The sequence below is a fragment of the Burkholderia sp. HMSC10F09 genome (assembly GCF_001806955.1).
In the GTDB taxonomy this organism is placed as follows: domain Bacteria; phylum Pseudomonadota; class Gammaproteobacteria; order Burkholderiales; family Burkholderiaceae; genus Burkholderia; species Burkholderia multivorans.
The window spans coordinates 1-11,099 of the sequence record NZ_KV786567.1 but is presented as its reverse complement, the minus strand read 5'-3'; the positions used below and the strand labels follow the sequence as shown (position 1 = coordinate 11,099).

The 11,099-nt window shown below is 69.5% G+C and carries 12 protein-coding genes; 8 read left to right on the top strand and 4 right to left on the bottom strand.

Features of this window, described 5'->3' with window-relative positions; translation table 11 throughout:
- Positions 1–126: 126 nt before the first annotated feature.
- The 8 genes from HMPREF3115_RS05000 (at position 127) to HMPREF3115_RS04965 (ending at position 7,819) form a co-directional block, all read left to right on the top strand.
- A complete protein-coding gene (locus HMPREF3115_RS05000) occupies positions 127–633 on the top strand; it encodes an RDD family protein (protein ID WP_006398776.1) in 507 nt (168 codons plus the stop codon).
- A 222-nt stretch (positions 634–855) separates the two neighbouring features.
- Positions 856–1,794 (top strand): UDP-2,3-diacylglucosamine diphosphatase, encoded by a 939-nt coding sequence (locus tag HMPREF3115_RS04995; RefSeq protein ID WP_006411031.1) that lies wholly within the window; start codon positions 856–858, stop codon positions 1,792–1,794.
- 29 nt (positions 1,795–1,823) lie between these two features.
- Positions 1,824–2,858, top strand: coding sequence for a glycosyltransferase family 4 protein (locus HMPREF3115_RS04990; RefSeq protein ID WP_070553587.1), 1,035 nt, complete (start codon positions 1,824–1,826; stop codon positions 2,856–2,858).
- A complete protein-coding gene (locus HMPREF3115_RS04985) occupies positions 2,855–3,391 on the top strand; it encodes a diacylglycerol kinase (protein WP_006398773.1) in 537 nt (178 codons plus the stop codon). Before HMPREF3115_RS04990 ends, HMPREF3115_RS04985 begins: the two co-directional genes overlap by 4 nt.
- Before the next feature lie 190 nt (positions 3,392–3,581).
- A complete protein-coding gene (locus HMPREF3115_RS04980) occupies positions 3,582–4,316 on the top strand; it encodes a TetR/AcrR family transcriptional regulator (RefSeq protein ID WP_006411041.1) in 735 nt (244 codons plus the stop codon).
- Positions 4,313–4,894, top strand: coding sequence for an LOG family protein (locus tag HMPREF3115_RS04975; protein ID WP_070553586.1), 582 nt, complete (start codon positions 4,313–4,315; stop codon positions 4,892–4,894). Before HMPREF3115_RS04980 ends, HMPREF3115_RS04975 begins: the two co-directional genes overlap by 4 nt.
- 25 nt (positions 4,895–4,919) lie before the next feature.
- The gene (locus HMPREF3115_RS04970) at positions 4,920–5,681 is read left to right on the top strand and encodes an SDR family oxidoreductase (RefSeq protein ID WP_006405584.1); all 762 of its coding nucleotides are present in this window, start codon (positions 4,920–4,922) and stop codon (positions 5,679–5,681) included.
- Positions 5,682–5,923: 242 nt separating this feature from the next.
- Positions 5,924–7,819, top strand: a complete 1,896-nt coding sequence (locus tag HMPREF3115_RS04965; protein ID WP_070553584.1) for an ArnT family glycosyltransferase — start codon at positions 5,924–5,926, stop codon at positions 7,817–7,819.
- 22 nt (positions 7,820–7,841) lie between these two features.
- Here HMPREF3115_RS04965 and HMPREF3115_RS04960 read toward each other — a convergent pair whose 3' ends face one another.
- The 4 genes from HMPREF3115_RS04960 to HMPREF3115_RS04945 form a co-directional block, all read right to left on the bottom strand.
- On the bottom strand, positions 7,842–8,459 hold the full coding sequence (locus HMPREF3115_RS04960) for a DUF924 family protein (protein WP_070553583.1): 618 nt from the start codon (positions 8,457–8,459) through the stop codon (positions 7,842–7,844).
- Positions 8,456–9,187 carry an alanyl-tRNA editing protein gene (locus HMPREF3115_RS04955; protein ID WP_006411032.1) on the bottom strand — a complete coding sequence of 244 codons (732 nt, stop codon included), beginning with the start codon at positions 9,185–9,187 and terminating at the stop codon, positions 8,456–8,458. Before HMPREF3115_RS04955 ends, HMPREF3115_RS04960 begins: the two co-directional genes overlap by 4 nt.
- Positions 9,188–9,289: 102 nt before the next feature.
- A complete protein-coding gene (locus HMPREF3115_RS04950; RefSeq protein WP_006398765.1) occupies positions 9,290–9,700 on the bottom strand; it encodes a group II truncated hemoglobin in 411 nt (136 codons plus the stop codon).
- Between the two features lie 43 nt (positions 9,701–9,743).
- The coding region (locus HMPREF3115_RS04945; protein WP_141751642.1) for an ABC transporter permease at positions 9,744–11,099 on the bottom strand (1,356 nt) is incomplete at its 5' end.

Sequence of the window (11,099 nt, the reverse complement as noted above, 5' to 3'; positions counted from 1 at the left end):
TCGGCCGGCACCGCGACGCCGCCGGCCGTCGCGTCGTCCGGCGCCGGTACGACGTCCGTCCCCGCGACCGTGACGCCGGTGTCGCCGGCGGACGCGCCGTCGCTCTTCAAAGGCTCCTGAGCGGCCGTGGCCGACACGTCCGCCCTTCCCGCCGCGGCCGCCGTGCCGTCCGTCCGCCGGCGGCTCGCCGCGATGCTCTACGAGGCCGTGCTGCTGTTCGGCGTCGTATTCTTCGCGGGCCTCGCGTTCGGCCTGGCGACGCAGCAACGCAACGGCCTCGTCCATCACAACCTGCTTGCCGCCTGGATCGCGCTCGTCGTCGGCGCGTATTTCGTCTGGTTCTGGACGCACGGCGGCCAGACGCTGCCGATGAAGACCTGGCGGCTGCGGCTCGAAGCCGCGAACGGCCGGCCGCTGAGCGCGGGTCACGCGATCGTCCGCTATGCGCTCGGCTGGCTGTGGTTCCTGCCGCCGCTCGCGCTGCACCCGCTGCTCGGGCTGTCCGTGCCCGTCACGCTCGCGCTCGCGGCCGCGTGGATCGTCGTCTGGGCCGGCGCGGCCCGGCTGCACGCGGATCGCCAGTTTCCGCACGACCGGCTCGCGCGCACGCGCATCGTCGCGATGCCGCGCTGACGCTGCGCGCGATATCGTTCGCGCCGCGCTCATCCGTCCGACGAAAACGCCGGCCTGCCTGGCCGCGCCGGCCTCGCCCACGTCCAACGCGCGCCGCGCAACAGCGCGACATTCACTGCTAAACACACCGCGCGGCACGTAATAAGAACGTCTTGTGACTGTCATGGCGCAGTCACGCCCGCATGGCGCAATGCCTGTCATGTCAACCGGCGCGAGTCATGCATGGGCCAGAAAACGTCCGCGACCTCCCTGTTCCGTCACCCTTTCGGCGCCCGCGCCGCCACCGCGTTCCTGTCCGGCGCCGCCGCGACCGACACGCCGTCGCGCGACGCGGCGCCCGCGGAGCCCGTCTCGCGACACGACGATCCGGCGCCGCCCGCGCACCGCTACCGCACGATCTGGCTGTCCGACATCCATCTCGGCTCGAGCGGCTGCCAGGCGTCGTACCTGCTCGACTTCCTGCGCCACAACGAGTCGGAATACCTGTATCTGGTCGGCGACATCATCGACGGCTGGCAACTGAAGAAGGGCTGGTACTGGCCGCAGGCGCACAACGACGTCGTGCAGAAGATCCTGCGCAAGGCGCGCAAGGGCACGCAGGTCGTCTACATCCCCGGCAATCACGACGAGGGCGCGCGGCAGTTCTGCGACCTCGCGTTCGGCGACATCCAGGTGCGCGGCGAAGCGTTCCATACGACGCTCGCAGGCAAACGTTTGTGGATCGTGCACGGCGACCTGTTCGACGGCGTGATCCAGCACGCGAAATGGCTCGCATATCTCGGCGACACGCTCTACACGCTGATCCTCGTGCTGAACCGCTGGTTCAACCGGATCCGCAGCCGGCTCGGCTTCCAGTACTGGTCGCTGTCGCAGTACCTGAAGCATCAGGTCAAGAACGCGGTCAACTTCATCTCGCAGTTCGAGAGCGTGATGACCGACGAAGCGCGCCGGCGCGGATGCGACGGCGTCGTGTGCGGACACATCCACAAGGCCGAGATCCGCGACATCGACGGCGTGCTGTATTGCAACGACGGCGACTGGGTCGAAAGCCTGTCCGCGCTCGTCGAAACGCTGGAAGGCGAACTGAAGATCGTCTACTGGACGGTGATGCGCACCGCACCGTCCGCCGCCCCGGCGCGCAAGACGCGCGCCGCGGCCTGACCTCCACCTCTTACAGGACACATGCCGCGATGAAGATCATGATCGTCACCGACGCGTGGGAACCGCAGGTCAACGGCGTCGTGCGCACGCTGAAGAGCACGTCGCGCGAGCTCACCGCGCTCGGCCACCGCGTCGAACTGCTGACGCCGCTCGAATTCCGCACGGTGCCCTGCCCGACCTATCCCGAAATCCGCCTGTCGATCCTGCCGTATCGCAAGCTGCGCGAACGGATCGACGCGTTCGCACCGGACGCACTGCACATCGCGACCGAAGGCCCGCTCGGCCTCGCCGCGCGCCGTTACGCGCGCGCACGCAAGCTGCCGTTCACGACCGCCTATCACACGCGCTTTCCCGAATACGTGCAGGCGCGTTTCGGAATTCCGCTCGCGGCGACCTACCGCTTCCTGCGGTGGTTCCACGGCCCGTCGCTCGCGGGGATGGCGCCGACGCCCGTGGTTCGGCAGGATCTCGAAAAGTACGGGTTCACGAACGTCGTGCTGTGGACGCGCGGCGTCGACCTCGACATCTTCCGGCCGATGGAGTCGAAGGTGCTCAATACCGCGCGGCCGATCTTCCTGTACGTCGGGCGCGTCGCGATCGAGAAGAACGTCGAGGCGTTCCTGCGTCTCGATCTGCCGGGCTCGAAGTGGGTCGCGGGCGAAGGTCCGGCGCTCGCCGAGCTGAAGTCGCGCTATCCGGAGGCGAACTATCTCGGCGTGTTGTCGCAGGCCGAGCTCGCGAAGGTGTATGCTGCGGCCGACGTGTTCGTGTTCCCGAGTCGCACCGACACGTTCGGCCTCGTGCTGCTCGAGGCGCTCGCCTGCGGCACGCCGGTCGCCGCCTATCCGGTGACGGGCCCGATCGACGTGCTCGGCGACGGCGGCGCCGGCGCGATGCACGAGGATCTGCAGGAAGCCTGCCTCGAAGCGCTGAAGATCGAGCGCTCGACCGCGCGTGCGTGGGCCGAGCGCTTCTCTTGGCGCGCGGCGTCCGAGCAGTTCGCGTCGCACCTGAAGCCGCTGCCGAAGACCGCGTACTCGCCTGCCGAAGGTGCCGCCGTTTGAAACGAGATCTGCACGACAAGACCGCGCTGCCCGCCGCCATGCCGACGCGGCACGGGCCGTTCGACGAGGACGACGCGCATGCCGACACGGACGCGCATGCGCACGAACCGCTCGGGCCCGACGATCCGCTGTCGCCGCTGCCGCCGAATCCGTACAAGCGCCACCGCGGGATCACGCGCGCGTGGTACGCGCTCAAGCATTCGCTGAATGGCTTTCGCGTCGCGATCCGCGAAGAAAGCGCGTTTCGTCAGGAGCTCACGCTGGCGGCACTGATGCTGCCGATCGGTGCATTCGCACCGGTGCCAGCCGCGTCGCGCGCGCTGCTGATCGGCTCGGTGCTGCTCGTGCTGATCGTCGAGCTGCTGAATTCGAGCGTCGAAGCCGCGATCGATCGCATCTCGCTCGAGCGCCACGAGCTGTCCAAACGCGCGAAGGACCTCGGCAGCGCGGCCGTGACGGTCGCGCTGTTCGCCTGCGTGACGACGTGGGGCTTCGTGCTCGGGCCGGTCGTCGCGCGCTGGCTCGGCTTCTAGGCACGCACCTGCGCACCCTGCGCGTGCGGCGCTGCACCATCCGCGCGCTGCGCACCGAATCACGAAATGCGCGCGGTGTCGCGAAACCCCGGTTTATAATCGTCCGCTAGATTGAGCACAGCAACCCGCGCCGGACGAATCCGCAGCATCTGCAGCGCCCGCCAGTCCGGCACACACAGGGCCGGACGACATGGAAGCGAAACCTCCCCGCCGCACCCGCGAACGGATTCTCGAGTTGTCGTTGAAACTCTTCAACGAGATCGGCGAACCGAACGTCACGACGACGACGATCGCCGAGGAAATGGAAATCAGTCCAGGCAACCTGTACTACCATTTCCGCAACAAGGACGACATCATCAACAGCATCTTCGCGCAGTTCGAGCAGCAGATCGAACGGCGTCTGCGCTTCCCCGAAGATCACCGTCCGACGATCGACGAAACCTGGTCGTATCTGCAGTACATGGCCGATTTCATGTGGACCTACCGGTTCCTGTATCGCGACCTGAACGACCTGCTCGCCCGCAACCGCACGCTCGAGACGCACTTCAAGCAGATCATCAGCCACAAGGTGCGCTTCGCGCGCGAGATGTGCGAACTGCTCGTGTCCGATGCGGAGATGGTCGCGACGCCCGCCGAAATCGAAGTGATCGCAACCAACATGGCCGTAATCTCGACGTACTGGCTGTCGTATCAGTACGTCATGCATCCGCGCAAGTACAACGACCAGGACGCGATCCGCGAGGAGCTGCACCAGGTCAGCATGCATGTGATCTCGGTGATGGCGCCGTATCTGCGCGGGCGCTCGCGCCAGCTGTTCGACGATCTCGTGTCCGGCAAGCTGCCGAAGCGCGAATTCACCGACTACCTGCCGCCGCGCGACGGTTCGCCCCGTGCGGCGGCGGCCGCGAAGGACACGAAGCAATGAAGGCCGTCTGCGTTTACTGCGGGTCCGCGCCCGGCGCGCGTCCCGTCTATACCGAAGCGGCACGCGCATTCGGCCGCGCGCTCGTCGACGCGGGCCTCACGCTCGTCTACGGCGGCGGCCGCGTGGGGCTGATGGGCGTGATCGCCGACGAAGTGATGGCGGCCGGCGGCCGTGCGGTCGGCGTGATTCCGGAACTGCTCGTCGACAAGGAAGTCGGCCACACGGGGCTGTCCGAGCTGCACGTCGTGCCCGACATGCACCACCGCAAGAAGATGATGGCCGACCTCGCCGATGCGTTCGTCGCGATGCCGGGCGGCGCCGGTACGCTCGAGGAGTTCTTCGAGGTCTATACGTGGGCGCAGCTCGGCTATCACCGCAAGCCGGTCGCGCTGTACAACATCGATTCGTTCTACGATCCGCTGATCGCGCTGCTGCGCCATACGGTCGACGAAGGCTTCATGCGTGCGACCTATTTCGACGCGCTCTGCATCGACTCCCAGCCGGCCGGGCTGATCGACCGGCTGCGCCGCTATCAGCCGCCCGCCCGCGACAAGTGGCCGCAGGACGCCGCGAAATAACCCGTTCCGCCCGGAGCCGCACGCGATGACCGCACCGTCCGACCGCAAGGCCGTTCTCATCACCGGCGCGAGCCGCGGAATCGGCCGCGCGACGGCCGTGCTCGCGGCCGCACGCGGCTGGGACGTCGGCATCAACTATGCGCGCGACGCGGCAGCGGCCGAACACACCGCGCAGGCCGTGCGCGATGCGGGCGGACGCGCGTGCGTGGTCGCCGGCGACGTCGCGAACGAAGCCGATGTCGTCGCGATGTTCGACGCGGTCGCGGCCGCGTTCGGCCGGCTCGACGCGCTCGTCAACAATGCAGGCATCGTCGCGCCGTCGATGCCGCTCGCCGACATGCCGCTCGACCGGCTCACGCGGATGTTCGACACGAACGTGCTCGGGGCGTATCTGTGCGCGCGCGAAGCCGCGCGCCGCCTGTCGACCGATCGCGGCGGCCGCGGCGGCGCGATCGTCAACGTGTCGTCGATCGCCGCGCGGCTCGGTTCGCCGAACGAATACGTCGACTACGCTGGCTCGAAAGGCGCCGTCGACACGCTGACCGTCGGCCTCGCGAAGGAACTCGGCCCGCACGGCGTGCGCGTCAATGCGGTGCGTCCGGGCCTGATCGAGACCGACATCCACGCGAGCGGCGGCCAGCCCGGCCGCGCCGCGCGCCTCGGCGCGCAATCGCCGCTCGGGCGCGCCGGCGAGGCGCATGAAGTCGCCGAAGCGATCGTCTGGCTGCTCAGCGACGCCGCGTCGTACACGACCGGCACACTGCTCGACGTCGGCGGCGGCCGGTAGGCGCGCTTGCCCGCCGTACCGCGCCCGATAACCGCGCCGTGCGTTGCGGCCCGGATCCGTCACGACACCACAAATCTCCACAATTCCGTGACAGTTCCTGTAAACATCCGTAACAATTTCGTGCTCTACTAGCGGCCAGTCAGACAGACGGCCGCGCCGTCCGTCCTTCGCCGCACCGATGCGGCCCTTTGCCGGTCCCCGTCCGCTGCAGGACCGGCACGATCGACCCGAGATCCTTTTCCATGTCTGGAACCGCCACGTCCAGCCGGCGACGCACGTCCGTGTCCGCCCCGGCTCAGCACGTCCGTTCGGCCGGCACCGCCGGCGCCGACCTCGCCGACACGCACGACGCCGGCGCCGCGACCGCACACGCCACGACCGATGCGGTGCGCAGCGGCAGCCTCGCGCGGCTCGGCTGGCGCGCTTGGCTGCTGGCCGCGATCGTGTTCTGTGCGTACGCGCTGCCGGGCGTGCTCGGCCACGACCCGTGGAAGCAGGACGAGACCTATACATTCGGCATCATCCAGCACATGCTGGAGACCGGCGATCTCGTCGTGCCGACCAATGCGGGCCAGCCGTTCATGGAAAAGCCGCCGCTCTACGCGTGGGTCGCGACGAGCCTCGCGTGGCTGCTGCAGCGCGTGATGCCGCTGCACGATGCGGCGCGGCTCGCGAGTGCGCTGTTCGTCGCGCTCGCGTTCGCATTCGTCGCGCGCGCGGCGCGCCTCGCCCATCGCGCGGACAGCGTATTCGACCTGCGCGTGATCGGCACGGTCGCGCTCTGCGCGAGCACGCTCGTCGTGATCAAGCACGTCCACGACATGATGACCGACGTCGCGCTGCTGGCCGGCACCGCGATGGGCTTCTGCGGACTGCTCGAACTCGTGATCGCACATACCGCCGACGCGCGCCTCGTTCGGCATGGACTGCCTGCGCGGCCCGCGAACCGCTGGGCCGCGCCGTTGTTCGGCGCGGGCGTCGGCATCGCGCTGATGGCGAAGGGGCTGTTCGTGCCGCTCGTGTTCGGCGCGACGCTCGTCGCAGTGCTCGCGCTCTACCCTGCCTGCCGGTCGCGCGCGTTCGCACGTGCGCTCGGCGTGGCCGCGATCGTGTTCGCGCCGTTCGCGCTCGTGTGGCCGACCGCGCTGCTGATGCGCTCCGAGACGCTGTTCGCCGCCTGGTTCTGGGACAACAACGTCGGCCGCTTCTTCGGCTTCTCGGTGCCCGAGCTCGGGGCGGAAAACGACAAGCCGCTCTTCATCGTGCGCGCCTTCCTGACGGTCGGCTTCCCGGTCGCGCCGCTCGCGCTCGTGGCCGTCGCGCGCGGCGCATGGCGCGACTGGCGCGCGCCGCGCATCGCGCTGCCGCTGCTGTTCGCCGGCATCGGCCTCACGGTGCTGCAGATCTCCGCGACATCGCGCCAGCTCTATATCCTGCCGTTCTGTGCGCCGCTCGCGCTGGTCGCCGCGCTGGCCGTCGAGCGGCTGCCGTACCGGCTGCATACCGCGTGGGACTATCTGAGCCGCGTGCTGTTCGGCACCGTGGTCGGGCTCGCGTGGGCGATCTGGTCGATCATGGCCGATTCGTCCGCGTCGCGCGAACGGCTCGCGCCGCTCGGCCGCTGGCTGCCGCTCGACTGGACGATCCCGGTCGAGCCCGCGCTCGTCGCCGGCGCGCTCGCGCTGACGCTCGGCTGGCTGTCGGTCCTGCCGCTGCTGCGCGCGACCGGCCGCTGGCGCGGCGTGCTGTCGTGGGCCGCCGGTGCGCTCGTCGCGTGGGGGCTCGTCTATACGCTGCTGCTGCCGTGGCTCGACGTCGCGAAGAGCTACCGGTCGGTGTTCGACGATCTGAACGCGCATCTCGCGCTCGAATGGAACGACGGCGACTGCATGGCGAGCCTGCACGGGCTCGGCGAATCGGAAGCGCCGATGCTCTATTACTTCTCCGGCATCGAGCACATCCCGACCGACGACGCGAAGGCGACGCGCTGCACGTGGATGATCGTGCAGGGCGTGCGGGCCGTCGATCCGGCGCCCGGCAGCGAATGGAAACTGTTCTGGTCCGGCGCGCGGCCCGGCGATGACGCCGAGTTGCTGCGCGTCTACGTGCGCACGCCCGAGGAGCAGTACGAGCCGTGATCGCCGCCGGCGCCGCCGGCCATCAGAACGACGAACCGGGCTGCCGCAGAAACGCCGCCTCTTCGTCGGTCGACGCGCGGCCGAGAATCGCGTTCCGATGCGGAAAGCGCCCGAACCGCGCGATCACGGCCGCATGCCGCAGCGCGAAGTCGTGATAGCCGGCGCAGCCGGCCTCGTCGCGGATGCCCGCGCATAGCCGCACGGCCTCGCGCTGACTCTCGTCTGCCTCGTCGTGCTCGAACGGCAGATACGCGAACGCGCGATGATGGCCGCTCGGCAACTGCGCATCCCACCCTGCCGACACGACCCGGCGCGCGAGCGCGAGCGCCTTCTTGTCGGCCGCGAACGCGTGCGGTGTGCCGCGATGCATGTTGCGCGAGAACTGATCGAGCACGATGATCAGCGCGAGCGCGCCGAGCGGCGTCGCGGCCCAGTGATCGCACGCGCCTTCGCAGGCGGCATCGTGCAGCGCGCCGAAGCGCGCACGCAGCACGTCGTCGAACGCCGCGCCGCCCTTGAACCAGATCTTGCGCGCGTGGCCGAATTCGGCCGAGCCCGGCTCGCCGAACCAGAAGTCGAGCACCTCGCGCGCGCGCGGATCGAGTGCCGCCGTGTCGTTCGCCGCTGCGTCGCGCGTCATGCGAACTCCAGCACTAGGCGCCGCGTGCGCGCACTCTTCTTTTCCAGTTTCGCAACGCGCAGTGCGCCGATCTCCGACGTGTTGCGCACGTGCGTGCCGCCGCACGGCTGCAGATCGACACCGTCGATGCGCAGCAGCCGCACGCGGCCAAGCCCCATCGGCGGCTTCACGCTCATCGTGCGCACGAGTTCCGGCCGCGCAGCCATCTCTTCGTCGGTGATCCATTCGGTCGTGACCGGATGCGCGCCACGGACGAGCTCCGCGAGGCGCCGCTCGACGTCGTCGCGATCGATCGCATCGGACGTCGCGAAGTCCAGCCGCACGTAGTCGGCCGTCACGCTGCAGCCGTCGACCGCGTACGGCAGCACCGCGCACATCAGATGCGCGGCCGTATGCAGCCGCATGTGTCGGTAGCGGCGCACCCAGTCGATCGTCGCGACCACGCGCGTGCCCGGCGCGAGCGCCGCGACATCTGCGTCCTGCCCCGGCGCGGGCACGTGCACCGCATCGTCGGGCGTCGCGCCGTCGAACTTCGCCTTGCGCGTGTCGGCGATCGCGATCGTGCCGCCGTCCGGCAGCGTCAACGTGCCGGCGTCGCCGGCCTGGCCGCCGCCGAGCGGATAGAACACCGTGCGGTCGAGCCGGATGCCGTCGTCGCCGACGGCCTCGACGATCGCCTCGCAGTGCGCAAGATAGGCGTCGTCGCGAAATAGCGCTTGTGTCGTCATCGGGCAGATCTCGTATCGAAGGGAAAGCGGACAGTGTCGCGCCGCGGCGCGCCTCGGCCCAGCGCCGATCGCCGCACGCGAGAACGGCGGCGTACCGGTCGATCAACCGGGCCGGTTGCGCATCCAGTCGGCCGTGTCGTAGAACGAATGCATGAGCCGCTCGCGCAGCGGCTCGGGCAGCCCGACGTCCTCCATGGCCCACGCCATGCAGCGCAGCCACTGGTCGCGCTCGACCGACGCGATCGGGAACGGCAGATGGCGCGCGCGCAGCCGCGGATGGCCGAACCGGCTGATGTAGTGGTCGGGCCCGCCGAGCCAGCCGCACAGGAACCAGAACAGCTTGTCGCGCGAGCCGTCGAGCGATGCCGGATGCAGCGCGCGGATCTGCGCGAACTCGGGCTCGAGGTCCATCAGGTCGTAGAAGCGGTCCACCATTTCGCGCACGCGGGCTTCGCCGCCCACGAGCTCGAACGCCGTCGGCTGCGACGGCGCATCGTCATTCACATCGGTCATACGGATAGTCTGAATCAGGATCGTCGGAAGCCGCCGGCCACGCTCACGCGTCGCGCAGCGACTGCAGCGCGGGGCGCCGCAGCACATTATGCAGGCTCAGCCAGCCGGCCGCACCGGCGCATGCGACGCCGGCCGCGATGCCGGCCGGCACGAGCCACGGATCGACGGCGAGCTGGAAGTCGAACACGCGCGACGCGAGCACCCAGCCGACCGCGATCGCGCCGGCCGCTGCGAGCACGCCGGCGAGCGCGCCGACGACCACGAACTCCGCGCGCTGCACCGCGTTGACCTGCGCGCGCGACGCGCCGAGCGCGCGCAGCAGCGCGGCCTCGCGCACACGTTCGTCGCGCGAGCCGGCAAGCGCGGTGTACAGCACGAGCACGCCGGCCGCGAGCGTGAACGCGAACAGGAACTGCACCGCGCCGACCACCTGCAGCATCATGCGCTGCAGCTGCGCGAGGATCGGCGCGACGTCGATCGCGGTCAGGTTCGGATAGCGTGCGATCAGCGGGTCCAGCAACGCCGCGTCGGACGCCGGCAGATGGAAGCTCGTCAGATAGACGGTCGGGAAATCCTTCAGCACCGCGGGCGGCATCAGCACGAAGAAGTTGACGCGGAACGTGCCCCAGTCGAGCTTGCGCACGCTCGTGACCGGCGCATCGACGGTCAGGCCCGTCACGTCGAAGCGCAGCACGTCGCCGCGCTTCACGTTCAGCGTCTTCGCGAGGCCGGCCTCGATCGAAATCTGCGGCGTCGACGCGCTGCCGAACCAGTCGCCTTCGACGATCCGGTTGTCGGACGGCAGCACGGTCGTATACGACAGGTTGAACTCGCGATCGACGAGCCGGCGTGCTTCGTCGGACCGATAGGCGTCGGGGTTCACCGGCTTGCCGTTGATCGCGACGAGCCGGCCGCGCACCATCGGCGCCGGCACCGCGTCGCGCACGCCGTGCGCGGCGAGATAGGCCGCGACGTCGTCGCGCTGGTCGGGCTGGATGTCGATCAGAAACTGGTTCGGCGCATCGGGCGGCATCGACGCGCGCCAGCCGGCGACCAGATCGTTGCGCGTGATCGCGATCAGCAAGAGGCACATCAGCCCGAGCGCGAGTGCGGTGATCTGCAGCGCGCTCGCGGTTCCGCGCCGGTGCAGCGACGCGAGCGCATAGCGCCAGCCGACGCCCGCGCTCACACGCGCGTTGCGCACCGCGTGCGCGGCCGCGAACAGCGCGAGCCGCGCGATCAGCGCAAAGCCGACCAGCGCACCGGCGAAGCCGCCCGCGACGATCAGGCCGAGCGTCAGGTTGCCGGCCGCGGCGATCAGCAGCCCGGCAAACAGCACGACGCCGAGCGCATAGGCGGCCCACGCGGTACGCGACGCGTCGCCCCAGTCGCGGCGCAG

Bases quoted from the DNA above. Each gene is read 5' to 3' on its own strand.
- HMPREF3115_RS04980 (WP_006411041.1), top strand. From the start codon at position 3,582: ATGGAAGCGAAACCTCCCCGCCGCACCCGCGAACGGATTCTCGAGTTG.
- HMPREF3115_RS04975 (WP_070553586.1), top strand. From the start codon at position 4,313: ATGAAGGCCGTCTGCGTTTACTGCGGGTCCGCGCCCGGCGCGCGTCCC.
- HMPREF3115_RS04970 (WP_006405584.1), top strand. From the start codon at position 4,920: ATGACCGCACCGTCCGACCGCAAGGCCGTTCTCATCACCGGCGCGAGC.
- HMPREF3115_RS04960 (WP_070553583.1), bottom strand. From the start codon at position 8,459: ATGACGCGCGACGCAGCGGCGAACGACACGGCGGCACTCGATCCGCGC.
- HMPREF3115_RS04995 (WP_006411031.1), top strand. From the start codon at position 856: ATGGGCCAGAAAACGTCCGCGACCTCCCTGTTCCGTCACCCTTTCGGC.
- HMPREF3115_RS04965 (WP_070553584.1), top strand. From the start codon at position 5,924: ATGTCTGGAACCGCCACGTCCAGCCGGCGACGCACGTCCGTGTCCGCC.
- HMPREF3115_RS04990 (WP_070553587.1), top strand. From the start codon at position 1,824: ATGAAGATCATGATCGTCACCGACGCGTGGGAACCGCAGGTCAACGGC.
- HMPREF3115_RS04955 (WP_006411032.1), bottom strand. From the start codon at position 9,187: ATGACGACACAAGCGCTATTTCGCGACGACGCCTATCTTGCGCACTGC.
- HMPREF3115_RS04950 (WP_006398765.1), bottom strand. From the start codon at position 9,700: ATGACCGATGTGAATGACGATGCGCCGTCGCAGCCGACGGCGTTCGAG.